Annotated in this window: 16 protein-coding genes and 1 pseudogene; 6 read left to right on the forward strand and 11 right to left on the reverse strand. The window is 54.3% G+C overall.

Going from position 1 to position 25,426, the window contains the following annotated elements; translation table 11 throughout:
• Nucleotides 1-7 precede the first annotated feature (7 nt).
• Nucleotides 8-2,113, reverse strand: coding sequence for a bifunctional 23S rRNA (guanine(2069)-N(7))-methyltransferase RlmK/23S rRNA (guanine(2445)-N(2))-methyltransferase RlmL (gene rlmKL / locus ACWWFX_RS12950; RefSeq protein WP_473223975.1), 2,106 nt, complete (start codon nucleotides 2,111-2,113; stop codon nucleotides 8-10).
• A 98-nt stretch (nucleotides 2,114-2,211) separates the two neighbouring features.
• On the opposite strand from rlmKL, the gene ACWWFX_RS12955 reads away from it, so the two are divergent.
• Nucleotides 2,212-3,321, forward strand: coding sequence for a YcbX family protein (locus tag ACWWFX_RS12955; protein ID WP_473223976.1), 1,110 nt, complete (start codon nucleotides 2,212-2,214; stop codon nucleotides 3,319-3,321).
• Here the strand turns inward: ACWWFX_RS12955 and zapC are convergent.
• Together zapC and pyrD are read right to left on the reverse strand one after the other, a co-directional pair.
• Complete coding sequence (gene zapC / locus ACWWFX_RS12960) at nucleotides 3,318-3,860, reverse strand: cell division protein ZapC (RefSeq protein WP_276217923.1); 543 nt, start codon at nucleotides 3,858-3,860, stop codon at nucleotides 3,318-3,320. The two genes, ACWWFX_RS12955 and zapC, sit on opposite strands and share 4 nt — an antisense overlap.
• Before the next feature lie 165 nt (nucleotides 3,861-4,025).
• Complete coding sequence (gene pyrD / locus ACWWFX_RS12965; RefSeq protein WP_276217925.1) at nucleotides 4,026-5,036, reverse strand: quinone-dependent dihydroorotate dehydrogenase; 1,011 nt, start codon at nucleotides 5,034-5,036, stop codon at nucleotides 4,026-4,028.
• Nucleotides 5,037-5,317: 281 nt separating this feature from the next.
• On the opposite strand from pyrD, the gene ssuE reads away from it, so the two are divergent.
• Entirely contained in the window at nucleotides 5,318-5,887 is a 570-nt protein-coding gene (ssuE, locus tag ACWWFX_RS12970) for an NADPH-dependent FMN reductase (RefSeq protein ID WP_473223977.1), read from the forward strand.
• Nucleotides 5,888-5,975: 88 nt separating this feature from the next.
• Here ssuE and pepN read toward each other — a convergent pair whose 3' ends face one another.
• Nucleotides 5,976-8,588, reverse strand: coding sequence for an aminopeptidase N (gene pepN, locus ACWWFX_RS12975; protein WP_473223978.1), 2,613 nt, complete (start codon nucleotides 8,586-8,588; stop codon nucleotides 5,976-5,978).
• A 265-nt stretch (nucleotides 8,589-8,853) separates the two neighbouring features.
• Between pepN and pncB the strand changes: the two genes are divergently transcribed.
• The 4 genes from pncB (at nucleotide 8,854) to ACWWFX_RS12995 (ending at nucleotide 14,680) form a co-directional block, all read left to right on the forward strand.
• Nucleotides 8,854-10,056 (forward strand): nicotinate phosphoribosyltransferase, encoded by a 1,203-nt coding sequence (gene pncB, locus ACWWFX_RS12980; protein WP_473223979.1) that lies wholly within the window; start codon nucleotides 8,854-8,856, stop codon nucleotides 10,054-10,056.
• Nucleotides 10,057-10,221: 165 nt separating this feature from the next.
• The gene (asnS, locus tag ACWWFX_RS12985) at nucleotides 10,222-11,622 is read left to right on the forward strand and encodes an asparagine--tRNA ligase (protein WP_149461526.1); all 1,401 of its coding nucleotides are present in this window, start codon (nucleotides 10,222-10,224) and stop codon (nucleotides 11,620-11,622) included.
• A 598-nt stretch (nucleotides 11,623-12,220) separates the two neighbouring features.
• A complete protein-coding gene (locus ACWWFX_RS12990; protein ID WP_456145144.1) occupies nucleotides 12,221-13,303 on the forward strand; it encodes a porin in 1,083 nt (360 codons plus the stop codon).
• 186 nt (nucleotides 13,304-13,489) lie between these two features.
• Nucleotides 13,490-14,680 carry an amino acid aminotransferase gene (locus ACWWFX_RS12995; protein WP_276217945.1) on the forward strand — a complete coding sequence of 397 codons (1,191 nt, stop codon included), beginning with the start codon at nucleotides 13,490-13,492 and terminating at the stop codon, nucleotides 14,678-14,680.
• A gap of 49 nt (nucleotides 14,681-14,729) precedes the next feature.
• On the opposite strand, the gene ACWWFX_RS13000 is transcribed toward ACWWFX_RS12995, so the two are convergent.
• The 7 genes and pseudogenes from ACWWFX_RS13000 to cmoM all read right to left on the reverse strand — a co-directional run bounded on the left by ACWWFX_RS13000 (nucleotide 14,730) and on the right by cmoM (nucleotide 25,366).
• Nucleotides 14,730-15,377 (reverse strand): MBL fold metallo-hydrolase, encoded by a 648-nt coding sequence (locus ACWWFX_RS13000; RefSeq protein WP_473223980.1) that lies wholly within the window; start codon nucleotides 15,375-15,377, stop codon nucleotides 14,730-14,732.
• A gap of 15 nt (nucleotides 15,378-15,392) precedes the next feature.
• Nucleotides 15,393-15,944, reverse strand: coding sequence for a peptidoglycan L,D-endopeptidase MepK (mepK, locus tag ACWWFX_RS13005; protein WP_015965080.1), 552 nt, complete (start codon nucleotides 15,942-15,944; stop codon nucleotides 15,393-15,395).
• A 182-nt stretch (nucleotides 15,945-16,126) separates the two neighbouring features.
• Nucleotides 16,127-17,926: a L,D-transpeptidase gene (gene ldtD, locus ACWWFX_RS13010; protein WP_276217948.1), complete on the reverse strand. Its 1,800-nt coding sequence runs from the start codon at nucleotides 17,924-17,926 to the stop codon at nucleotides 16,127-16,129.
• Nucleotides 17,927-18,127: 201 nt separating this feature from the next.
• On the reverse strand, nucleotides 18,128-22,576 hold the full coding sequence (gene mukB / locus ACWWFX_RS13015; RefSeq protein WP_473223981.1) for a chromosome partition protein MukB: 4,449 nt from the start codon (nucleotides 22,574-22,576) through the stop codon (nucleotides 18,128-18,130).
• Nucleotides 22,576-23,280 carry a chromosome partition protein MukE gene (gene mukE / locus ACWWFX_RS13020; protein ID WP_015965083.1) on the reverse strand — a complete coding sequence of 235 codons (705 nt, stop codon included), beginning with the start codon at nucleotides 23,278-23,280 and terminating at the stop codon, nucleotides 22,576-22,578. Before mukE ends, mukB begins: the two co-directional genes overlap by 1 nt.
• Nucleotides 23,261-24,583, reverse strand: a complete 1,323-nt coding sequence (gene mukF, locus ACWWFX_RS13025; RefSeq protein ID WP_276217953.1) for a chromosome partition protein MukF — start codon at nucleotides 24,581-24,583, stop codon at nucleotides 23,261-23,263. The genes mukE and mukF overlap by 20 nt, the downstream gene beginning before the upstream one ends.
• A pseudogene (gene cmoM / locus ACWWFX_RS13030) lies at nucleotides 24,580-25,366 on the reverse strand (tRNA uridine 5-oxyacetic acid(34) methyltransferase CmoM). Before cmoM ends, mukF begins: the two are co-directional and overlap by 4 nt.
• Nucleotides 25,367-25,426 lie beyond the last annotated feature (60 nt).

Below are 25,426 nucleotides of genomic sequence, written 5' to 3' on the forward strand. Positions count from 1 at the left end.
ATTCCTTTCAGGCTGCGGTAATCAGCCAGCAGTTGTGGATCTGACGGTTACGGGCGAAATCCTGAGACTGTGTTTTATGGGTAATGTCTTGTGCTTTCAGTCCCAGTTCGGCCAGGCCGTCGTGATCCATACGGAAACCGCGTTTGTTGTTCGAGAACATGATGGTGCCGCCCTTACGCAGCAGACGCTTCAGGTCTTTCATCAGGCGCAGGTGATCGCGCTGAACATCAAACGCATCTTCCATACGTTTTGAGTTGGAGAAGGTCGGCGGATCGATGAAGATCACGTCGAACTGTTCGTCGGTATCGCGCAGCCAGGCAAGCACATCCGCCTGCATCAGGCGATGAGCGCGACCGGTCAGGCCATTCAGACGCAGGTTGCGCTCGGCCCACTCGAGGTAGGTGCGCGACATATCGACCGTGGTCGTGGAACGCGCACCGCCGAGGCCCGCGTGCACGCTGGCGCTACCGGTGTAGGAGAAGAGGTTAAGGAAATCTTTGCCTTTACTCATCTGACCCAGCATGCGACGGGCGATGCGGTGGTCGAGGAACAGGCCAGTATCGAGGTAGTCGGTCAGGTTAACCCACAGGCGGGCGTTATATTCGCTCACCTCCATGAAGTCGCCCTTCTCGTTCATTTTCTCGTACTGATTTTTGCCTTTCTGGCGCTCACGGGTTTTCAGCACCAGCTTGTTTGGCGCGATGCCCAGCACGGCGATGGTTGCGGCAATAATATCAAACAGGCGCTGACGTGCTTTGTGCGCATCAACGGTTTTCGGCGGCGCATATTCCTGCACGACGACCCAGTCGGCGTAGCGATCCACCGCCACGTTATACTCCGGCAGATCGGCATCGTACAGACGATAGCACTCAATACCTTCCTGCTTCGCCCACTTCTCAAGTTTCTTGAGATTTTTGCGCAGACGGTTGGCATAGTCTTCCGCGACGGTAGCCTTCACTTCGCCGGTGCTTTCCGACACGTGATAGTTCTTCTGGATACAATCCAGCGGGCCGTTTTTGGCTTTAAACTGGCGTTCAGCACGCAGCGACACGCAGCTCAGCAGTTCCGGCGAGGCGCTAAACAGCGACAGATTCCAGCCGCCAAACTGGTTTTTCATGATGCGGCCCAGCAGGCTGTGCAGGGCAATCAGCGCCGGTTCGCTCTCCAGACGCTCGCCGTATGGCGGGTTGCTGATAACGGTCCCGTACGGGCCTTTCGGCAGCGGATTGCTCAGCTGCGCCACATCCTTTTGTTCGAAGGTAATCAGCTCGCCAATACCGGCGCGACGGGCGTTACTGCGCGCAATTTCCACTACGCGACGGTCGGTATCAGAGCCGTAAAAACGGGATTCATAAGCCGCAAGGCCTGCCCGTGCGCGGGTTTGCGCATCGGCTTTCACTTCCTGCCAGATTGCGTCGTCGTGCTGCGCCCAGCCGCCAAAGCCCCAGTGGCCGCGATGCAGCCCCGGCGCGCGATCGGTCGCCCACATCGCCGCTTCAATCAGCAGCGTACCGGAACCACACATCGGATCGAGCATTGGCGTACCCGGCACCCAGCCAGAACGCATGACAATCGCCGCCGCGAGGTTTTCTTTGATTGGCGCCAGACCGGTACGATCGCGGTAGCCGCGCAGATGCAGGCCCTCACCGCTCAGATCGAGAGAGATAAACGCCTTCTCTTTGTTCAATCGCACGTTGATGCGCAGGTCCGGATTTTCACGATCGACATTCGGGCGCGGCAAATTCTTGCGCGTAAAGGCATCGACGATGGCGTCTTTTACTTTCAGCGCACCGTACTGGCTGTTACGGATCTCATCGTTCAGCCCGTTAAAGCTCACGGCAAAAGTGGCGTTCGGGGTGAAGATCTCCGTCCAGTTGATCGCCTGCACGCCGAGATAGAGGTCCAGATCGCTCCAGACACTGCACTCGCCCAGCGGCATCATGATGCGCGACGCCAGGCGACTCCACATCAGGCTTTGATAAAGAAGGCGCGTGTCTCCCTGAAAATGGACCCCACCCTGGGTTACTTTGCACTCTTGCGCGCCCAGACCTTCCAGTTCAGTTTTTAACAGCTCTTCCAGCCCACGGGCCGTACTGGCAAACAGAGAATTCATATCATCACTTTTACTTGCAGAAAATTGTTGCGCATTATAGCCAATCTCGGCCCCATGTCATAAAGTTAAAGGCTTATTTCTGACTCAGGGAATGCGTCATGCTGACGTTATCGCGACTTTTCATTCACCCGGTGAAATCCATGAGGGGTATCGGGCTCACTCACGCCTTCGCGGATATCAGCGGAATGGCGTTCGACCGCATCTTTATGGTGACCGAACCCGATGGCACGTTTATCACCGCGCGACAGTACCCGCCGATGGTGCGCTTCACCCCCGCGATTCTCCGCGACGGTCTGCATCTTACGGCTCCTGACGGCAGTAGCGCGCTGGTGCGTTTTGTCGATTTCACTGCACAGGCTGAGCCGACGGAGGTGTGGGGCAACCATTTTACCGCCCATATCGCCCCGGATGCGATCAATCAATGGCTGTCACCGTTCTTTAAACGCGATGTGCAGCTGCGCTGGCTTGGCGACACGCTCACGCGTCGGGTAAAACGTCACGACGCGGTGCCGCTTTCCTTTGCCGATGGTTTCCCCTACCTGCTGACCAACGAAGCCTCGCTGCGCGATTTACAGCAGCGCTGCCCTGCCAGCGTCAGGATGGAACAGTTCCGTCCGAATCTGGTGGTAACCGGCGCACAGGCGTGGGAAGAAGACAGCTGGAAAACCCTGCGCATTGGCGAGGTGGTCTTTGACGTGGTGAAGCCGTGCAGCCGCTGCATTTTTACCACCATTAGCCCGGAAAAAGGGCAGAAACATCCGGCCGGCGAACCGCTGCACACGCTGCAGTCTTTCCGCACCGCGCAGGATAACGGCGACGTCGATTTCGGCCAGAACCTGATCCCGCGCAACAGCGGCGTGGTTCGTGTGGGCGATGAAGTGGAAGTCCTCGCCACCGGGCCTGGCAAACTGTACGGCGCGGGCGCAGATGACGACACGTTAGCCGTTGAAGATAACGCGGCCACCAAAGTCGATATCAGTTGGCAGGGACAAACCTTTAACGGGAATAACCAGCAGGTGTTACTGGAACAGCTCGAACAGCAGGGAATTCGTATTCCCTACTCCTGCCGCGCCGGAATTTGCGGAAGCTGCCGCATTACGCTGGAAGAAGGTGAAGTGAGCCCGCTCAAGAAGAGCGCGATTGGTAACGATGGCACCATACTGTGCTGTAGCTGTGTGCCAAAAACCGCGTTGAAATTGCGAAGTTAAACCGCCTGCTCCAGGCTGTAACCCGCCAGGCCTGGCTGGGGTTGCAGCCTGTCATTCATCACTTTGATAGCATCGCCCAACTGCATCGTTCGCCCGGCCAGCACCAGCCCTGGCTGCGCCAGCAGACACAGCGCGGCGTTATCACCCGGCTCCACCACCAGCAGATTGACCTGTTGATCGGTATCGCTCAGCCAAACGCTCGCCGCATCCCCCGTCACCGGAGACCAGCAATCGCCATGGGCGCGGAAATGCCAGCTTTTCGGCATTTGCGGCTTCAGGAAGCGAATCGCCACCAGCGCATTAAGAATGAGTTCAGCGCGATGTTCTTTAGAGAGTTCGAGGTCGCGGCATTTTTCTTCAAAGGAGAAATAGAGCGCCGCGTCGTCAACGCAGAATCCGGTAGGGTCGAAGGCATCGGGAGTTAACATCCGGCGAGCAAAACGCGAACGGAACAACATGCCATTGGCTAAATCGAGCATCATACGATCGTGCTCTTCATCATAATACCAACGCCAGTTATCGTCTGGTTTAATTCGCATTGTCCGCTCCCCTCATTTCAGCATCCGTTTGCTGTGTAATCTTTCCCGCGTCGTTTTTACTGCCTAAATAATAAAAGACTAAAATGTTTAAATAAGCAACAATGAGGAAATATAAAGCAACCAGGGCTTAAAATAAAGCCCTGGTTCACATAATGAGATAAAAGATTAGATGTGGGTAACGATTTCTTTAATCAGCGGCGGGCCTTTAAAAATAAACCCGGAATAGATCTGCACCAGCGTCGCCCCGGCTGCCACCTTCTCGCGGGCGGCGATAACGGAGTCAATTCCGCCTACGCCAATAATAGGCAAGCGCCCGTTTAATTCGCCGGAGAGCATACGGATAATTTCGGTGCTTTTTAATTGCAATGGACGACCACTCAGACCACCGATTTCATCGCAATTTTTCATCCCCTGAACCAGAGAACGATCCAATGTGGTATTGGTGGCGATCACCCCATCAATATTATGGCGAACTAAACTATCGGCAACCTGGATCAACTCTTCAACAGAAAGATCCGGCGCGATCTTCACCGCCACAGGAACATATTTATGGTGTTTCGCCTGAAGCTCAGTCTGCTTATTTTTAATACTGGAAAGCAGATCGTCCAGCGCATCACCATATTGCAGCGTACGCAGCCCTGGGGTATTTGGCGACGAGATATTGATGGCAATATATCCGGCGTAGGCATAGATTTTTTCCATACAAATCAGATAGTCATCTTTACCCTGCTCAACCGGCGTATCTTTATTTTTACCGATATTAATACCCAGAACGCCGTCGAAATGTGCTTTTTTAACGTTCTCAACCAGGTTATCAACACCCAGGTTATTAAAGCCCATACGGTTGATCAAACCTTCGGCATCAACCAGACGGAAGATCCTCGGCTTATCGTTCCCCGGCTGTGGGCGCGGTGTGACGGTGCCGATTTCGATCGAACCAAAACCCATCGCACCGAGCGCATCAATGCACTCGCCATTTTTGTCCAGACCTGCCGCCAGACCCAGCGGATTTTTGAAGGTCAATCCCATACAGCTCACCGGTTTTGAAGGCACTTTCTGGCGAACCAGCGCTTCAAACGGCGTTCCGGTTACCCGGCGTAATGATTGAAAAGTAAATTCATGAGCGCGCTCAGGATCGAGCTGGAAAAGGGCTTTACGAACGAAGGGGTAGTACATGAACTCTCCTGGATTCCCGGTGTGCAAACCGGGGGCGTATTATGTGCTATCCCGCACAGAAAGGGAATTGACCTGCGGCAAAAAAAGCGTATTAAACGCAATCGTTTTCCCAGGAGACCTTCTTCTTTCTCTCCCCCGCCCTTGTACGACGCCACGCATATGCGTTTTTCGGCAATCGAACCGCAGAAAAATTATTTAGCGTTCGTTCGGGGGTCTGCGAGACTCCTCCTTAATGTTATCAATGTTAGATAAATAACCACATTTTGTTATAAGGAGAGTGTATGCGCGTCATCACCTTAGCGGGAAGCCCACGCTTCCCTTCACGTTCCAGCGCATTGCTGGAGTACGCCCGTGAAAAACTGGCGGCGGTGGATGTTGAGGTTTGCCACTGGCATTTGCAAAATTTCGAGCCAGAAGATCTGCTTTATGCACGTTTTGACAGCCCGGCGCTGAAAACATTGACCGAGCAACTAGCGCAGGCCGATGGTTTAATCGTTGCCACGCCGATTTATAAAGCATCATTTTCCGGTGCGTTAAAAACGCTGCTGGATCTGCTGCCCGAACGTGCGCTGGAGGGGAAAGTGGTGCTGCCATTAGCCACAGGCGGTACGGTTGCTCATATGCTGGCGGTGGATTACGCGCTGAAACCGGTACTGAGCGCGTTGAAAGCGCAGGAGATCCTGCATGGCGTGTTTGCCGACGACAGTCAGGTTACGGATTACCAGCATAAGCCTCAGTTCAGCCCAAATTTGCAGGGCCGTCTGGACAGTGCGCTGGAGACATTCTGGCAAGCCCTTCACCGCCGTGATATTCGTGTTCCGGCGTTTCATGAGCAGTTTGAACATGCGTAAAAAAAGCCGGGTGGCGGCTACGCCTTACCCGGCCTACCAGAGAATGTCATTCCAGGCCGAATAAGCGAAGCGCCATCCGGCACTGTTGTTACGCTAACGCTTTGGTAATCTTCTCGTACAGATCCCCGGAAAGATTCTCCAGCCCTTTCAGCTGTTCCAGCGCCGCACGCATCATCGCCTGACGTTTTGCATCATAGCGTTTCAGGCGGATCAGCGGCTCAATCAGACGTGACGCCACCTGCGGGTTACGGCTGTTGAGTTCTGTCAGCATCTCAACCAGGAACTGATAGCCGCTACCGTCCAGCGCGTGGAACGCGGCCGGGTTGCTGCTGGCAAACGCGCCAATCAACGAACGCAGACGGTTCGGGTTGTTCATGGTGAATGAGCGGTGATTCAACAGCTTGCGCACCGTTTCCAGCACGTTATCCGCCGGGCTGGTGGCTTGCAGAATGAACCATTTGTCCATCACCAGGCCATCCTGATGCCATTTGTCATCGTACTCCTGCATCAGCGCATCGCGGCACGGCAGCTCTGCCGCTACGGATGCCGCTAACGCCGCCAGCGCATCAGTCATATTGTCGGCCTGATGATATTGCTGGCGCACCAGTTTATCCGCCAGTTCGCGCTCGCCAAACGCCAGATAGCGCAGGCAAGTATTACGCAGTGAACGCTTGCCGATATCTTCATGCTCAACGCGATAGCTCGGCAATTTGTTGGCGTTATAGATAACCAGGAACTCATCCGCCAGCTCATTAGCCAGCGTGCGGGTCAGCGCTTCGCGAACGGCAGCGATGGCGATTGGGTCGATAACATCGAACAGTTCCGCAATTTCATTGGCGGACGGCAGCGTCAGAATTTCAGCCGCCAGCGCCGGGTCGATTTTCTCATCCAGCAGGATGGCGCGGAACGCATCAGCCACGTGAACCGGCAGCGACAGCGGCTGATTCTGCTGGTGACGGTTGACGTTAATCTTGATGTAGTTGGCCAGCAGGCTTTGCGCCGCATCCCAACGAGAGAAGTCGTTACGGGCATGGCGCATCAGGAAGGTTAACTGCTGATCGCTCCATTTATATTCCAGCTTAACGGGTGCTGAAAACTCGCGCAGCAGCGACGGCACCGGCTGGAAGTAAACGTTATCGAAGACAAAGGTCTGCTCTGCCTGAGTGACGTTCAGCACGTTATGGACCGGATGCCCGTCTTTCTGCAACGGGATCACCTTCCCTTCGTTATCATACAGTTCGATATCGAACGGAATATGCAGCGGCTGTTTTTCCTGCTGCTCTGCCGTCGCCGGCGTACGCTGGCTAATGGTCAGCGTGTACTGCTCGGTTTCCGGGTTGTAATCATCATGCACGCTGACGATTGGCGTACCAGACTGGCTGTACCAGCGACGGAAATGCGACAGGTCAACGTTGGAGGCATCCTCCATCGCCTGCACAAAATCATCACAGGTCGCGGCACTACCATCGTGACGTTCGAAGTAGAGCTGCATCCCTTTCTGGAAATTCGCTTCCCCCAGCAGGGTATGCAGCATGCGAATCACTTCCGCGCCCTTCTCATACACGGTCAGGGTATAGAAGTTGTTCATCTCAATAACACTATCCGGGCGAATCGGATGCGCCATTGGGCTGGCATCTTCTGCAAACTGCAACCCGCGCATAGTACGCACGTTATTGATGCGATTCACCGCGCGCGAACCGAGGTCGGAGCTGAACTCCTGGTCGCGGAAAACGGTTAAGCCTTCTTTCAGGCTGAGCTGGAACCAGTCGCGGCAGGTGACGCGGTTCCCGGTCCAGTTATGGAAATATTCGTGGCCAATCACGCGCTCGATATCGAGATAATCTTTATCCGTCGCGGTGTCGGTACGCGCCAGCACATATTTGGAGTTAAAGATGTTGAGACCTTTATTCTCCATCGCGCCCATATTAAAGAAGTCAACGGCGACAATCATATAGATGTCGAGGTCATATTCGAGGCCGAAACGCTCCTCATCCCACTTCATGGAATTTTGCAGCGAAGTCATCGCCCACGGCGCGCGGTCAAGGTTGCCGCGATCGACAAACAGCTCCAGCGCCACCTGACGACCGGAACGGGTGGTAAAAGTATCGCGCAGAACATCGAAGTCGCCCGCCACCAGCGCAAAGAGGTAGCATGGTTTCGGGAACGGATCCTGCCACTGCACCCAGTGACGGCCATTATCCAGCTCGCCTTGCGCTACGCGGTTGCCGTTAGACAGCAGGAACGGATACTTCGCTTTATCGGCGGTAATTTTGGTGGTGAAACGCGCCAGAACGTCCGGGCGATCGAGATAATAAGTGATGTGACGGAAACCTTCCGCCTCGCATTGCGTACACAGCGCTTCGCCAGACTGGTAAAGCCCTTCCAGCGCGGTATTCGACGCCGGGCTGATTTCGTTCACAATTAGCAGCGTAAAACGCTCTGGCAAACCGCTGATAACCAGCTGCTTCTCTTCTTCTTTATAGTTCGTCCACTGCTCGCCGTTCACGTGTACGGAAATAAGCGTTAAATCTTCGCCATCCAGACGTAGCGGCACATCGGACGCTGCATGACGGGAAACCTGGCTTTGGGCCGTCACGACGGTTTTTGCGGCATCCAGGTCAAAGGCCAGGTCGATATCACTGATCAGGTAGTCCGGCGCACGGTAGTCGTGGCGGTACTTGGCTTGGGGCTGTTGTGTCATAAAAAACCTTTAGCGTCGTTTGTAAAATGTCGTATCCAGTCTATTCCTGTTGTTTAAATCGCGCTACGCAGAATCTTCATCTTTTCCAGACAAATACCAAAAATTGCTACATTTGGATAACACATTGGCACGAAATGCCCTAGCCCCTTAGCAGGCCTTATGATGTGATCGGGGTTCAATAAATGAATAAACAAGGTATACTCCTGCTAATCTCCCTGTTGTTTATTTTACTAAACGCTCCTGTGAGAGGATGCTATTGCGCACCATGACTCAATTCGTGACTCCTGTTCTGCATTCGTTGCTTGATACGGATGCCTACAAACTGCACATGCAGCAGGCGGTGTTTCACCACTACTACGACGTAAACGTCGCGGCGGAATTCCGCTGCCGTGGTGACGATCTGCTGGGCATTTATGCTGATGCCATTCGGGAACAGGTAGACGCTATGCGCTCGCTGAGGCTCAGTGATGAGGAATATCACTGGCTTTCCGGGCTGCCCTTCTTTAAAGAAGATTACCTGACCTGGCTGCGCGATTTTCGCTACGACCCGCAACAGGTGACCGTCACCAACGATAACGGCAAGCTGAACATTCGGCTCGATGGCCCGTGGCGTGAAGTCATTATGTGGGAAGTGCCGCTACTGGCGGTGATAAGCGAGCTGGTTCATCGCTACCGTTCCCCGGAAGAAGGTGTACCGCAGGCGCTTGAAATGCTTGAGCATAAACTCACTGATTTCACGCGCATGACCGCAGACCTTGATATGTCCGCGTTCCGTCTGATGGATTTCGGTACCCGTCGTCGTTTCTCCCGACAGGTGCAGGAAGCGATCGTCAAACGTCTCCAGCAGGAGCCGTGGTTCACCGGTACCAGCAACTACGATCTCGCGCGTCGTCTCGACCTTACCCCAATGGGTACACAGGCGCACGAGTGGTTCCAGGCGCATCAGCAAATCAGCCCCGACCTGGCGACCAGCCAGCGTGCGGCACTGGCGGCCTGGCTTGCCGAGTATCCAGACCAACTGGGGATCGCGCTCACCGACTGCATCACCATGGACGCCTTCCTGCGCGATTTCGGGCCGGAATTTGCGACCCGTTATCAGGGGCTACGCCACGATTCGGGCGATCCGGTTGAATGGGGCGAAAAAGCGATTGCCCACTATGAGAAACTGGGAATCGACCCGCACAGCAAAGTGCTGGTGTTCTCCGATAATCTCGATTTGCCCAAAGCGGTCGACCTCTATCGTCACTTCTCTTCGCGCGTGAACCTGAGCTTCGGTATTGGTACCCGTCTTACCTGCGACATCCCCCAGGTAAAACCACTGAATATTGTTATTAAACTGGTGGAATGTAACGGTAAGCCGGTGGCGAAACTCTCTGACAGCCCAGGGAAAACCATCTGTCACGACAAGGCGTTCGTTCGCGCATTGCGTAAAGCCTTCGACCTGCCACAGGTCAAAAAGGCGAGTTAATCACCAAAGGGAGCCATTCGGCTCCCTTCTTCTTTATTAATTTCTGAATTCTCCCCTTCACAGTGCGAAATCTGCTTGTCTGATGGCGGATGACAGGTAACATAGATATCTCCCTTTTTAGGGAGCAACTTATTCTTTATTGGACAACTTAACAGAGAGACTATTATGAGCGTTGTGCCTGTAGCCGACGTACTCCAGGGCCGTGCCGCCGTTGACAGCGAAGTCACCGTGCGCGGATGGGTACGTACTCGCCGAGATTCAAAAGCTGGCTTTTCCTTCCTCGCCGTCTATGACGGTTCCTGCTTTGATCCTGTACAGGCCGTTATTAATAATTCTCTGCCCAATTACAATCAGGAAATCCTGCGTCTGACCACCGGTTGCTCCGTGGTCGTCACCGGTAAAGTCGTGGCGTCTCAGGGCCAGGGCCAGAGCTTCGAAATTCAGGCGACAAGCGTGGAAGTGACCGGTTGGGTGGAAGATCCGGATACCTACCCGATGGCGGCTAAACGTCACAGCATCGAATACCTGCGTGAAGTAGCGCACCTGCGTCCGCGCACCAACCTGATTGGCGCGGTGGCACGTGTTCGCCATACGCTGGCACAGGCGCTGCACCGCTTCTTCGATGAGCAGGGTTTCTTCTGGGTGTCCACCCCGCTGATTACCGCATCCGATACCGAAGGCGCTGGCGAAATGTTCCGCGTCTCCACGCTGGATATGGAAAACCTGCCGCGTAACGACCAGGGGAAAGTCGATTTCGATAAAGACTTCTTCGGTAAAGAGTCTTTCCTGACCGTTTCCGGCCAGCTGAACGGCGAAACCTACGCCTGCGCGCTGTCAAAAATCTACACCTTCGGCCCGACCTTCCGCGCTGAAAACTCCAACACCAGCCGCCACCTGGCCGAGTTCTGGATGCTGGAGCCGGAAGTCGCTTTTGCCGATCTGGAAGATAACGCCGCGCTGGCGGAAGCCATGTTGAAATATGTCTTCAAAGCGGTCCTTGAAGAACGTATGGACGACATGAAATTCTTCGCTGAACGCGTGGATAAAGAAGCCATTGAACGTCTGCAACGCTTTATCGAGGCGGATTTCGCGCAGGTGGATTACACCGACGCGGTCACCATCCTCGAAAACTGCGGCCAGACCTTCGAAAACCCGGTTTACTGGGGCGTTGACCTCTCTTCCGAGCATGAACGCTATCTTGCTGAGAAACACTTCAAAGCGCCGGTGGTGGTGAAAAACTATCCGAAAGAGATCAAGGCATTCTACATGCGTCTTAACGACGACGGTAAAACCGTTGCGGCAATGGACGTGCTGGCCCCGGGTATCGGCGAAATCATCGGTGGTTCACAGCGTGAAGAGCGTCTGGACGTGCTGGATGCCCGCATGGCAGAGATGGGTCTGAACAAAGAAGATTACTGGTGGTACCGCGATCTGCGTCGTTACGGCACCGTACCGCACTCCGGTTTCGGTCTGGGCTTCGAACGTCTGATTGCCTATGTAACTGGCGTACAAAACGTCCGTGACGTGATTGCATTCCCAAGAACGCCGCGTAACGCCAGCTTCTAAATCTCCGCACTCTCAACAAGGCCAGCATATGCTGGCCTTTTTTGTGCCCTTAACGTAAATCTTCGTCAATTACCTTAAGGATCAACCCCCTGCATCACGTAGTTTGTTACATCCCATTTCCGTTAACGTTTATGCACAAAAAATGTGCAATTGCTTATGGATTTTAGAAATACCTGAGCCGATAGCATTATTTTTAAGCGAAACCACCGTCACTTAGATACTTAAATTTAACATTTCTGGCAGCTCATATTTACATCAACATGCTCAACAAACAACCATATTAGAGATTAAAGATAAGAAATTCATATAGATATTCACCATTTCACTTAATGCTTCCCTAACCCCAACAGAACTTTGAGTTGTCTCACAAAGTTCCTTATTTTTAACTTTTTGTTACACATAATTTCTTCTTGTTACTTAATTAGGATATTTGTAGCACTTTCAGGCTAGCGAAACGGTGGTTTGAATGGAAATATGCCTCTCAGACACAAAAAGACACCAAACTATCATCAATGTTTCTGTAAATTTTTATTGACAGAAGTTATTGGCGGCAGTGGCGAGTGTCGATATAAAAAAAACCTAATGAGGGTAATAAATAATGATGAAGCGCAATATCCTGGCAGTGGTGATCCCTGCCCTGCTGGTAGCCGGTGCAGCTAACGCTGCAGAAATCTACAACAAAAACGGCAACAAACTGGACTTTTACGGCAAAATGGTCGGTGAGCATGTGTGGACCACCAATGGTGACACCAGCAACTCTGATACCACCTATGCCCGTATTGGTGTGAAAGGGGAAACTCAAATTAACGAACAGCTGACCGGTTATGGTCAGTGGGAATACAACATGGATGCGTCCAATGTTGAAGGTTCTCAAACCAGCAAAACCCGTCTGGCCTTCGCAGGCCTGAAAGCCGGTGAATTCGGCTCTTTCGACTACGGTCGTAACTACGGCGCTATCTACGACGTTGAATCCGCAACCGATATGCTGGTTGAGTGGGGCGGCGACGGCTGGAACTACACTGATAACTTCATGACTGCGCGTACCAATGGCGTAGCCACCTACCGTAACTCTGACTTCTTCGGCCTGGTCGATGGTCTGAGCTTCGCGGTTCAGTATCAGGGTAAAAACGAAGAACGTAGCATTCAGAAGCAGAATGGCGACGGCGTCAGCACCTCTGCAACTTATGCCTTTGGTGAAGGCTTCGCGATTTCCGCAGGCTATGCGAACTCCAACCGTACTACCGATCAGAAAAACCAGGCCTTCAGCGCCAGCGGCGACAAAGCTGAAGCGTGGGCGACCTCTGCTAAGTACGATGCCAACAACGTCTATGCTGCTGTCATGTACTCTCAGACCTACAACATGACCCCAGAAGACGCTGGCTTTGCCAACAAAACCCAGAACATTGAAGCAGTAGTTCAGTACCAGTTCGACTTCGGCCTGCGTCCCTCCGTTGGCTACGTCCAGTCTAAAGGTAAAAACCTGGCTTCCCGCCCTGGCTTCGACGGCGGCACTGCTGACCTGCTGAAATATATCGAAGTGGGTACCTGGTACTACTTCAACAAAAACATGAACGTCTATGCAGCGTATAAATTCAACCTGCTGGACGAAAACGACTACACCGCAGCCACTGGCCTGTCCACCGACGACCAGGCAGCCGTGGGTATCGTGTACCAGTTCTAATCAGTACGCCACTTTGTTATATGCACAGGAAACAGGGCTTCGGCCCTGTTTTTTATATTTCAGCCAGTTAAAAATCGCGACTTTTGAAAAGGCTCGCGCTTTTCATTGCAAACGGTTGGCATTTTGTAAATCTGCCGTTAACCTGATAGCGGATTTCTCCAAGTCACTCATAAATGGAACCCCGTCATGTTTGAGAACATTACAGCCGCCCCTGCCGACCCAATTCTGGGCCTGGCCGATCTGTTTCGTGCCGACGACCGCCCGAGCAAAATCAACCTCGGGATTGGAGTTTACAAAGATGAGACCGGTAAAACCCCGGTTCTGACCAGCGTTAAAAAAGCGGAGCTTTATCTGCTGGAAAATGAAACGACCAAAAATTACCTCGGTATTGATGGTATCCCGGAGTTTGGTCGTTGCACGCAGGAGCTGCTGTTCGGTAAAGGAAGTGAAATCGTCAACGCTAAACGCGCCCGCACGGCGCAAACGCCTGGCGGTACTGGCGCACTGCGCGTCGCGGCAGATTTCCTCGCCAAAAACACCAGTGCGAAACGCATCTGGGTTAGCAACCCGAGCTGGCCGAACCATAAAGGCGTCTTCAACGCTGCGGGTCTCGAAGTTTGCGAATATGACTACTATGACGCACAGAACCATGCGCTCAATTTTGATGGCCTTGTTGCCAGCCTGAACAATGCACAGGCCGGCGATGTGGTGCTGTTCCACGGCTGCTGTCATAACCCGACCGGTATCGATCCGACGCTGGAGCAGTGGCAACAGCTGGCGAAGATCTCCGCTGAGAAAGGCTGGCTGCCGCTGTTCGATTTCGCCTACCAGGGCTTCGCCCGTGGTCTGGAAGAAGATGCAGAAGGTCTGCGCGCGTTCGCCGCGCTGCATGATGAGCTGATTGTTGCCAGCTCTTACTCTAAAAACTTCGGTCTGTATAACGAACGTGTTGGCGCCTGCACCCTGGTCACCCGCGATGCGGACAACGCCGATCGCGCCTTCAGCCAGATGAAGTCGGTCATTCGTGCTAACTATTCCAACCCGCCAGCTCACGGTGCGTCCGTTGTCGCCACCATTCTCAGCAATGACGCTCTGCGCGCTATCTGGGAACAGGAACTGACCGACATGCGTCAACGCATTCAGCGCATGCGTCTGCTGTTCGTGAACACGCTGCAGGAGAAAGGCGCGAATCGCGACTTCACCTTTATCACTAAACAAAACGGGATGTTCTCGTTCAGCGGCCTGACCAAAGATCAGGTGCTGCGTCTGCGTGAAGAGTTTGGCGTGTATGCGGTGGCGTCTGGCCGTATCAACGTCGCCGGTATGACGCCGGACAACATGGCGCCGCTGTGCGAAGCCATTGTCGCCGTGTTGTAAGACGGATCAGACGACATAAAAAAGGCCGCTTTCGCGGCCTTTTTTGCTCTTACCAGACAGGCATTTCATCCTGCAGGAACGGGTTGTGCAGCCGCTCATAGCCGAGCGTTGACAGCGGCCCATGACCTGGAATAAACGTCACGTCATCGCCCAGCGGCAACAGCTTGCGTTTAATCGCGTCGATCAGTTGGCCGTGGTCACCGCGCGGAAAATCGCTGCGCCCCACCCCGCCCTTAAAGATAACATCCCCGGAAATCAGCAAGCGCGAGGCATCATCGAAAAAGACGATGTGGCCCGGCGTATGGCCCGGACAATGAAGAACCTGCAACTTCAGGTTACCCACGCTCACCGTTTCGCCTTCATTCAGCCAACGGTCTGGCGTCAGCGGCTGGCACTCTTCGAGGCCAAACATCCGGCTCTGTTGCGGTAATCCCTGCAGCCAGAACTCATCTTCTTTTTCCGGCCCAATCACGGGAATACCGTAATGCGCAGCCAGCTCCGCCGCCGCGCCTACGTGATCAAGATGCCCGTGAGTGAGTAAAATCTGAACCAGAGTAACGCCAGCGGCCTCAACCTGTTCTTTGATTTTCTCTGCGTCGCCGCCTGGATCGACCAGCGCAGCAAGTTTCGTTTGCTCGCACCAAATCAATGAACAGTTCTGCGCGAACGCGGTGACCGGAATAATACGATAGTTCATAAGGCTCCTGTTTCGTTACCAGTGCCGCACCGGCCCGGTATCAATATGCACAAAGTTGCTACGTGGGTAGTATCCTACACCACCTGCGCGCATAGATAACGCGGCTTTGCGAATATTGCTTAACGAAACACCTTCAATATGGAAATCCATCGCCCGTCCTTTCGTGTGGTAGCTGTTTTTCGCTACACCACGGCTATGGGCACGTAATTCATTATTCGTGTCAATGGCACGATAGCCAGAGATTAGCTGTACCGGACGGTTAGAGCCTAATAAGCCCTGCAACCGATAAAGCTGGTCGAATAATGAGGGGTCGATAGAGGTTATTTTATTCGCGCGAAAATCACGGAAGAAATGATTGAGTTTTGCTAATTCATCCTGAATATAGCCTCTGCCGTCGAAAAACTCGGCTTTTATCAACTCACCCGTATGAAGATTGTTCAGCGTCAGGATCCGCGGACGTGGGGTCGAGAGGGTAGCAAGTGCGGGCGTCGGCAAGATGGCAGCAGCGCCCAGCGCAGCCCCACCTAGCGCCAGCAGTTTGCGGCGATTAGCGTCAAATTTGTCCATGATAATCAGGTCTACAAGTAAATGTGATCGAAATTTATGCACTTCTGGCGCACGTAGGGCACCTTACCGGGCATTTCTGCCAGCGTCAAGGCGACCATCCCAGCGCAACCCGCGCCACCAGGGCTTTCCGGGGAGAAGGTTGCGACATAGATAGGACCACTAAATTACCTGAACTACTTCATTTATCTGATTAATTGTTCCGCTTTTGGCAGAATTTGTGCGCCAGATCGCGCTGTTACATCATAATTGTAAATATCTGTGCGATATTGTGTCTTTCCATCAGCATCCACAAAAGCGGTGAGGTAATAAAGATTGACCGGGATATTCTGTCGGATATTCACATAACGGGTATTCCCCTGCTTCAGCGCATCGGAAATTCTCGTGTCATTCCATCCGGCATCACCCAATAACATACCGGCAAGTTCAGATGCTTTATTCACACGCACACAACCAGAACTTAACGCGCGGGCATCTTTCTGGAATAAATTATGGTTCGGCGTATCGTGCAAATAGATGGCGTCCGAACTCGGCATATTAAACTTATACCGCCCGAGCGAATTGCGCGGTCCCGGAGCCTGCTGGAAGCGGAACGGCAGATTCGACGGCGTAATCGTTGACCAGTCTACGCGCCATGGGTCAATGGTTTCGCTGCTGCTCCAGCCGCGCATTACCGTGTAGTTATGACGCTCAAGATAGCCAGGGTCATTGCGCAGTTTCGGCAGAATATCGTTGCGTGCCAGCGTTGGCGGCACGTTCCACGGCGGATTGACCACCACGTTATTCAGCGCGCTGCTCATCATCGGCGTTTTACGATCCGGGCGTCCCACGATGACGCGGGACGCCAGCACCTGATTTCCGTCCTGATAATAGACCAGCGAATACGCCGGAATATTGACCATAATGCCCGTGGAGAGTTTGCCTGGCAGCAGACGCAAACGCTGAATATTCAGCGCTACCACACCTGCACGTTCGGCGTTGGAAAGATTGAGCGCATCGCGCGTGGCACCGCCAATGACGCCATCGCTGCCCAGCCCCTGGGAAGTCTGGAAGCGTTTGACGGCATCGGACAATGTACGGTCATACGCCTGAGGCCCGGGCTTCACCGTTTTCCGGGTATTCGCTGATGGGCTGACTGCGGGCTCATCGCCTGGCAACGTTATATTGGGCCCGCCATCAAGCATGCCATGGCGCTGTAAAATTTCACGTAGCGCAGGCACATCGCTACTCCATTGCCCCGGACGCAGCGACGCGCCAGCCTTGAGTGTTGGCCAGGGTTTGGTATCGGAGAGCAGCGACAGCAGCGTCTGGTGCATAGTTTCATACTGCGGATGCTGCGGGGCCAGCCCGGCGATAAACTGCGGTAACGTGCCCTCGGAGAGCGCCAGTTGCCACTGGTTAATCACCGACAGCGGCGGCGTCGCCAGGGTGTACGGTTTCGCGCTGTAGAGCCAGCGATTACCCTGAACCGGGATACCGCTGATAAAGTGCAGATAGCCCATCAACGCATCAGACAGCACGACATCCCGCGCCATCCCGCTAACGTTCGGGTCGGTTAACAGCTCAACCCATTTGGTAAACTGCGGCTGAAAACCGGCGATAGCGACTTCGGCCAGTTGCTGCTGGAACGCGCGTACGGCATCACGATTTTCCCACATCGGTTTCATATCGTGAGCGGCATAAAGCATGACCAGCGGATTCAGATAAACCGGCGTATAGCCTGCCGGCAGCCATGACTGAATATCGGCACGGCTCTTCGCCGCAGCCCCATCCGGGAGCGGCTGCGTTCCCAACAGATTCGCCATCGCGGATGCCTGGCTTCCCGGTACCGCCAGCGCAGGCGCCGTTTCCGCAACCGTGGCGGAACTGTCTGAAGGCACGACTTCTGGCTCATCGGCCAGCGCGTTAAACAGTGGAGCAAACGTCATTGCCAGACACATACTCACGACCGACAATCGACGACCATTCTTTTTATTAAGCAACATCCCTTGCCCCCTGTTATTGCATTAATGCTCGTAAAACGGGCTTACTCTCAGTATATAAAGACAAAAAAATTCTGCCTGACCAAATGTAAAGAAGTCTAAAGATGATACCTCTTCCGCCAGCAAAAGCAGATACCTAAACGATTAATAAGACAAAACCCGGTTGCTTTCGCGAACCGGGTTTGTCCTTTACGACTTTTTACATCATGAAGCGTCGGCCGTTCCCGGCAGCGTCTCTGGCAGCTGTGCGGCAAAACCGCGCAGACCGACCACGTGAACGTGCTCATGGGCGCCAACCACTTTACGCACCAGTTTATAGGTGGTGCCTTTTTCCGGGCTGATATTTTCTGGCGCGGCGATAATCAGCTGCATCTCCAGACGCTCGCACAGCTCGAACAGCGTGGCGATGGAACGGGCATCCAGACGGGCCGCTTCATCGAGGAACAGCAGACGGCACGGCGAGAGGTCTTTTCCGCGCAGACGACGCGCTTCATCTTCCCAGCTCTGTACCACCATCACCAGAATCGACATCCCGGTACCGATCGCTTCACCGGTAGAGAGCGCGCCGGATTCCGCACGCAGCCAGCCATCGGAACCACGGTTAACTTCGACTTCCATCTCCAGATAGCTACGATAATCCAGCAGTTCTTCACCGATGGTTTGCGGCGTGCGCTGCCCCATATCGATTTGCGGATTGAGGCGGGAATAGAGCTTCGCCAGCGCTTCTGAGAAGGTCAGACGGTTGCTGTTAAACAGATCCTGATGCTGTTCATGCTGCTCGGAAAGCACATTCAGCAGCGTCGAGTGCGTTTCACGAACGTTAACGTTCAGACGCACGCTGTTAACCTGACCAAACGACACGCTTTGCAGCCCCTGGTTCAACTGGCGAATACGGTTCTGTTCGCGTTGAATGGTTTTGCGAATAATGTTCGCCACGCTGCGAGAGCTAATCGCCAGTTTCTGTTCACGCCCGGTCAGCTCTTCGGTCAGACGACTCAGTTCGATTTCCATCTGTTCGATAGCTTCGACCGGATCATCGGTACGAATAATATCCTGACGGATACGTTCGCGCAGATGCTGGTACACCGCCACGAAGAACTGAATTTTACGTTCCGGACGTTTCGGATCTTCCGACATGCGCAGCACATCGCGCAGGTGTTCGTTGTCAGCCACCGCCAGACGCAGCGCACCCAACGCTTTATCCGACATCGAACGCAGGTCATCGGCAGAAAGATACGCCAGCTCGCGGCGGTGCAGACGACGTTCTACGCCATTGTCTTTCACCAGACGCATCACCGCGCACCAGCCGGCTTTCGCGCTCACCACCTGCTCGCGCATTTCCAGGTAATCACGTTCCAGCTTACGCAGCTTACGGGTCAGGTTATCCATTTCTGCTTCGCAGAAGGTCAGCGCTTTTTCCAGCTGATTACGACGCGCGCGGTTGTTGCTTAACTGCGCGTGCAGTTCATCGCGGCGAATACGCGCACGTTCTTCCGCCCCGCTGTCGGCGCGTACACCAATATCCTGCAACTCTTTGTAGAGATCGTTAAGCAGCTCTTTCTTGGTGTCGTAAGAACTTTTCAGCGACGCCAGGACCTGGCTGTACTGACTCAGCTGCGCGGCATGGGTACGCATCGCTTCACGGGCACGCGTACGTTCACCTTCTGCCTGCTCCAGACGCTGACGCAGTTTTTCATTGAGATCGCTGTTGCCGCTGAGCATCTCAGCCGAATCAGAGTAGCTGAAGTGTGCACGACGCTGCACCACTTCCGTCAGGGCAAACGCCTGCTGACGGGCTTCGCGCTGCACCTGCTGCGACCAGGCATAATCTTCTTTCAGCTGTTCAAACTGTTCCGGGTCACTTTGCAGAACCGACACCACCGGCTCCAGTTTCGCCAGTTGGTTACCGTGCTGCTGAATAAAGCGCGCGGCTTCCTGCGCTTCATCCAGACGTTCCTGAATTTCACCGACGCGGTCTGCCAGCGTTTCATCGGCCAGCAGGCTCAGACGCGGCAGCAGGCGGTTAAGCTGGGCTACGCCCTCTTTCGCCTGTTCAAACTGGGTACGCTGCTGCTGGTTGTCGCTTTCGTGCGTATTCAACGCGCGTTCCAGCTCACCGCGACGGGTATTCAGTTTGCGAATCTCGGCTTCCGGGTCATCGTCAAACGCCACCGACAGATGGCTGCCGATAAAGCGGCTGAACGCCTGATGCAGACGCTGGGTTTTCTGCACGTCAAAGGAGAGCGTGGCAAAACGCTCGGAGAGCACTTCGCGCTCGGCGTGCAGGGTCTCGATGCGGTTTTCGCGCGCCGCGCGGCCAAACAGCGGCAGGCTTGGGAAGCGAGAATAACGCCACTGGCGATCGGCGATTTTCACCACCACCGCTTTTTCCAGCTCATCGACGCTGAAGACGCTGTCATCGAACGACTGCGGGTCACCCTCGATCAGATACAGATCTTCCGGGCAATCCTCCAGACCTTCCAGCTGTTCGGCGATCTGCGAGAGATCCGGGACCACGATCGCGTGACGAGATGGGCCATACAACGCAGAGAAGTACGGCGCATCGTCCAGGCTGACATCATCATAAATTTCAGACAGCAGCACGCCGCCAAAACGCTCGGCCAGCGCATTAAGGCGCTGATCTTCCGAGCCGCCCGGCTGGCTTAAACGTTCAATCTCTTCATCGATTTCACGTTTACGCGCGCCAACTTCATCACGCTCAACAATCGCTTCACGCTCGCGCTCAAGCAACTGTTGTAGATATTCAGTGACATCCGAGCTGGACTCAAACTGTTCGCCACTCTGTTCGCACAGCTGGTTCAGGCTGTTCTGCGCTGCCAGCCATACTGGCGCGCGGTGCATCAGCGCAGAGATGCGCGATTGCAGCGTTTCCAGTTCCTGGCGCAGCGACATACGCTGTTCGCTGGCGCTTGAAACGCTGTCGGAGAGCGCGGAGATACGTGCTTCCAGTTCCTGATGCAGCGTTTCCAGGTCTTCAATATCGTAGTGTTTGCCCTGACGTTTGCAGAATTCCGCCAGCAAACGTTCGGCTTCCTGCTGCTCACGCAGACGCTGTTCCAGCTCGTTCAGTCGGCCACGCAGAGACTGCGCCTGCTCGGCGAGATGACGCTGATTGACGCCGTCACGCAGTAATTCACGCGCCACGTTCCACGCTTCATCGCGGGCAACCGGGCCGTTAATGGCAACCACAATCTGATAGGCCTGCTCGAACTGGCTGTGGGCGGTTTGCGCCACGCTCATTTTCTGTTCGAGGGAAAGCAGTTTTTCAGTGGCTTCCTGCTCTTTGGCCTGGAACGTTTCCAGCCATTCATCGGCGCTGTCAGGCGTCAGATCGGGCAGATGACACAGCTCTTTCGCGCGGGCCAGCGCCTGTTGCGCCTGGTTGTACTGAATGGCGCGAGTTTGCTGTACGTCCAGCGCCTGCTGGTAGTCGGCAAGCTGGCTTTTCAGCTCATCAACTTCCAGTTCAGCGGCTTCGGCGCGGGCTTCGTTCTCTTCCTGCTGCTCTGCCGCCTCGGCAACCACTTCGTTCTGCTCTTCAAGGCGGACCTGTAACTCTTCCAGATCCGCTTCGTAGCGCTCAATTTTTTCCTGCTGACGCAACGCGGTCTGCACCAGATTCAGGTGGTCGCTTGCCGCCTGGTGATCGGCTTCAAGATCGCCTTCCGCGCCGTTATGCTCCTGCAGCTCACGGGCCATATCGACGTGCTTGTACTGCTCCGCTGCCAGCTGCTGACGAGAGGTAAACAGTTCGCGACGATACTCCAGCGCTTTATCGAGGTGGATACGACGTTCGTTGGCGTGACGCATGTAGTCCGCCGCCACATAATCTGTCGCTTCGGAAATCAAATGCTTGAACAGGTCGCGGTCTGACTGAGTGACGCGAATCGCTTCCAGCGTCATGCGGTTTTCGCGCAGCGCGGCTTCCATGTCCTGGAACGCTTTGCGCACGCCGCTGTTTTCTGGCAGCAGGTAGTCACGTAGAGAACGGGTGATGGCGCTGGAGATCCCGCCGTACAGCGAGGCTTCAATCAGGCGATAGAACTTGCTACGGTCAGACGCAGAACGCAGACGACGCGCCACGATGCCCAGATCGAACATCAGCGAGTGGTAATCGGTGATTGAGTTAAACTGCTTGAACTGCACGCCCTCAATGGCTTCGAGCTTGTCTTTCAGCTCTTGCAGGGTCAGTACGCGCGCCTGACGCTCGTTGAGCGTTTCGGTAAGCAACGACGTCGGCTGCATAGAGGTTGGCAGCCCCTGAATGGCGAACGGTTTGATGTCAACTTTACGGTCGCGCCCGGCGACCTGTTGCAAACGTACACCCACGACCACGCGCTGATGGCGCGAGTTCATGACGTCCAGCACCGAGTAACAGACACCCGCTTTCAGCTTACCGTGCAGACCTTTATCGCGCGAGCCGCTGGTCGCGCCCGCTTCGGTGGTGTTACGGAAGTGCAGCAGGGTTAAATCAGGGATCAGCGCCGTGACGAAGGCCGCCATGGTGGTGGATTTCCCTGCCCCGTTACCGCCCGACAGAGTGGTGACTAATTCATCAAGGTCAAAGGTACGGGCAAAGAACCCGTTCCAGTTAATCAGCGTTAGCGAACGAAATTTACCGCGATCGATCATTACTCTTCCTCCCCGCTATCCGGCTGATTGTCTTCATTCTCATCATTGAGTTGCAGATGGTTTTCAATCGCCATCGCTTCGCCGTCGCGGATCATACGCAGTTGCGCTTCACGCGCATCGTCGCCCGAACGCACGTCAGCGCCGAAGCGGAACACGGATTCGGTGATGCGGAATTTACTGCTGTCATGGCCCATGAACCACACCATACCCAGACGGCGCAGACGGTTCAGGGACGAACGGACTTTTTCCTGTAGCTTCTGACGATCAAGGTCAGAACCGGTAGAACGGTTGTTCACCAGCTTCAACAGCTTGGCTTCATCCGCCAGCGCCAGTAGCTCGTCGTAGAGCTCCTGCTGGGTGAAAATCCCCTCGTTTGCCAGGCGCTCCGGACTCAGATAGAGGTAGCAGAGGATCTTTCCGACCATCATATCCAGCTCGGACAATACCGAGCGCGGAATCAGCGTGGTGGAACGCGGGCGCAGGTAGAAAAACCCTTCCGGCGCACGAATCAGCTCAACGTTATAACGCGCGTAAAACTCTTCCAGATATTCCTGGAAATCCATCAAAAAGGCGTGATTATCCAGCTCATCCAGACCGATATGCCGACCCGCACGCAACGCGCTATCCAGCGCCGGAAAAATAGGATTGGCCAGGGCCTGCGCCAGTTTAACTGGCATCACTTGTTCAATATTTGTCGATGACATGCGCCTGTACCTTGGCTCCGTAATCATTAATTGGCTGCCATTTTGCTGGCAACCCGGTGAAATCTGCTTGTGCAAAACCTAAACGAACCGCCTGATCGACTACAATACGCGCCACGTCGAAGTGTCGTGCGCGCGGGTACTGGAGCAGATACTCTTTTACCACCAGCCCCAGATCCAGCGGGAGCGCTTTGGTTTTATAGATAGCGAGCTGCTCTTCAATCAGCGCTGCCAGCTGTTCACGGATTTCGTTAAACTCTTCGTACTCTAAATCAGGCGGAAGTTCACCCATCACCTCTTCATCGCGCAGCGTCATCTCTTCGTCACGCATATCCAGCAGACGATCGGCGCTGGCGTAGGTGAGCGCCCACGGCGCATCGAAGTAATTCTGTACCGACTGGCGTAAACGCTGGGCAAAGACGCGGTTTTTATCCATATCGATGGCGGTACGGATAAATTTATGCACGTGACGATCGTAGCCAATCCACAGGTCAATCGCCTGCTGGCCCCAGCTCACGATGCGGTCGAGTTTATTCTGCAAATCGAACACCAGGTGGTCGACAAAGTGCAGATTATCAAGGCTGAGCGTCGCATCCTGAATACGCAACAGGTTAGCCTGTAGCTTATCGCCTGCCGCGTCCAGGGTATCCTGTAATTCACGCAGTGTGCCAGACGTTTCAGACAGCAGCATTTCGCAGCTGGAGATCGCCGCACGCCAGTCTTTATTCAGCAACTGGGCGATATCATCTTTTACCGACTGCTGCTGCTCATCCATGATGCGCTGCGTCAGGTCGATGCTGTCGAAAATCTCGGCCACCGAGTATTTCAGCGGCGCATAGACATTACGGTGCCAGTGGAATTCATCGCCACCTTCCGCTGCCGCATCGGCGGCGCGTTTCAGTTCGCCGGCCACGATCGACAGCTGCATTGAGAGGCGCAGGGTCGAGAATTCGCGCTGGCGGATATAGTAATCGGTAATACCGATCCCAAGCGGCGTCAGGCGATAAATAGAATTGCCTTCGGTCACTTCGCTGGTAAAGCGGTTCAGCAGACGTTGGCGAACCAAATCGTTAATCGCGTTGTTGGCACGCGTACTGATGGTTTCACTGGTTTGCTCAAACGCATCACTCACATGACGAAACGCGTCCACCAGCTCGCCTTCCGTCATTTCACCCTCCAGTCGCTCGCCGTTCAGCGTTGCAACAGCCAGTAAAAATGAGAGCCTGTCGACCGGAAGCGAGATGGCAAAATCATTTTTTCTGGCCCAGGCAACCAGTTCGGGGACTGTCTGGGAAAATTCACTCATAGTTTATCCTTGCTTCTGCGGCTTCAGCGCGGTGACATGAATATAGCGCCCCAGGCTAATGTAAGGCTCCTGACGGCAATAGCGCGTCTCTAATTCCAGTAACATCTCATAGCAGTCATGCTGCCGATGTTTTTCGCGAAGATAGTCATGAAACACTCGCACGCCGGTTTTCCCGGTGACCTGCCAGCCAGCCTCTTCCAGCCAGCCATAGACCTGTTGCGGATCGCGCGGATAGTTCGGCGATAACGTCCGCTTTTTCTTTTTCGGCATACCGATCATGACATAGTCAAAATTACCGGCCACCATGTTATGCATCAACAAGCCGTTTGCATTGTAGAACATTAACGATAATGCGCCGCCCGGACGCAGGACGGACCATAACGCATTCAGCGCGTCTTTCGGTTCCGCCACCCACTCCAGCACAGCATGAAACAATATCAGATCAACCGGGGTTTCCAAATGGTGAGCCACATCCTGGACCGCGCATTGTATAAAATGCATGTTGTCGCTCACACCTTTGTCGCTGGCAGCCTGTTTTGCGCGGGCGATCATTTCTGCGGAAAGATCGCACAGAATCACCTCGTGCCCGCGCTCGGCCATTTTAATCGCCGTCTGCCCTTCTCCGCCACCGGCGTCCAGGACGCGCAGTGGGCGAGAGTCAAAGGTTTCCAGCAGCCGGTCGAGATCCTGCCACAAAATGGCCTGACGCAACTGCCCTTTCGTTGTGCCATAGATATTGCGCGAAAATTTTTCCGCGATGTCATCAAAATTGCGATCCTGCACAGGACGACCTCACTCGCCAACAACAAGGCGGCTATTTTGTCACACCCACGGCGATAATGA

It is taken from the genome of Pseudocitrobacter sp. 2023LY-00077 (assembly GCF_055796175.1).

What these genes read in the sequence shown, in the direction of transcription:
- rlmKL (WP_473223975.1), bottom strand. Translation starts at nt 2,113, where the DNA reads ATGAATTCTCTGTTTGCCAGTACGGCCCGTGGGCTGGAAGAGCTGTTA.
- ACWWFX_RS12955 (WP_473223976.1), top strand. Translation starts at nt 2,212, where the DNA reads ATGCTGACGTTATCGCGACTTTTCATTCACCCGGTGAAATCCATGAGG.
- zapC (WP_276217923.1), bottom strand. Translation starts at nt 3,860, where the DNA reads ATGCGAATTAAACCAGACGATAACTGGCGTTGGTATTATGATGAAGAG.
- pyrD (WP_276217925.1), bottom strand. Translation starts at nt 5,036, where the DNA reads ATGTACTACCCCTTCGTTCGTAAAGCCCTTTTCCAGCTCGATCCTGAG.
- ssuE (WP_473223977.1), top strand. Translation starts at nt 5,318, where the DNA reads ATGCGCGTCATCACCTTAGCGGGAAGCCCACGCTTCCCTTCACGTTCC.
- pepN (WP_473223978.1), bottom strand. Translation starts at nt 8,588, where the DNA reads ATGACACAACAGCCCCAAGCCAAGTACCGCCACGACTACCGTGCGCCG.
- pncB (WP_473223979.1), top strand. Translation starts at nt 8,854, where the DNA reads ATGACTCAATTCGTGACTCCTGTTCTGCATTCGTTGCTTGATACGGAT.
- asnS (WP_149461526.1), top strand. Translation starts at nt 10,222, where the DNA reads ATGAGCGTTGTGCCTGTAGCCGACGTACTCCAGGGCCGTGCCGCCGTT.
- ACWWFX_RS12990 (WP_456145144.1), top strand. Translation starts at nt 12,221, where the DNA reads ATGATGAAGCGCAATATCCTGGCAGTGGTGATCCCTGCCCTGCTGGTA.
- ACWWFX_RS12995 (WP_276217945.1), top strand. Translation starts at nt 13,490, where the DNA reads ATGTTTGAGAACATTACAGCCGCCCCTGCCGACCCAATTCTGGGCCTG.
- ACWWFX_RS13000 (WP_473223980.1), bottom strand. Translation starts at nt 15,377, where the DNA reads ATGAACTATCGTATTATTCCGGTCACCGCGTTCGCGCAGAACTGTTCA.
- mepK (WP_015965080.1), bottom strand. Translation starts at nt 15,944, where the DNA reads ATGGACAAATTTGACGCTAATCGCCGCAAACTGCTGGCGCTAGGTGGG.
- ldtD (WP_276217948.1), bottom strand. Translation starts at nt 17,926, where the DNA reads ATGTTGCTTAATAAAAAGAATGGTCGTCGATTGTCGGTCGTGAGTATG.
- mukB (WP_473223981.1), bottom strand. Translation starts at nt 22,576, where the DNA reads ATGATCGATCGCGGTAAATTTCGTTCGCTAACGCTGATTAACTGGAAC.
- mukE (WP_015965083.1), bottom strand. Translation starts at nt 23,280, where the DNA reads ATGTCATCGACAAATATTGAACAAGTGATGCCAGTTAAACTGGCGCAG.
- mukF (WP_276217953.1), bottom strand. Translation starts at nt 24,583, where the DNA reads ATGAGTGAATTTTCCCAGACAGTCCCCGAACTGGTTGCCTGGGCCAGA.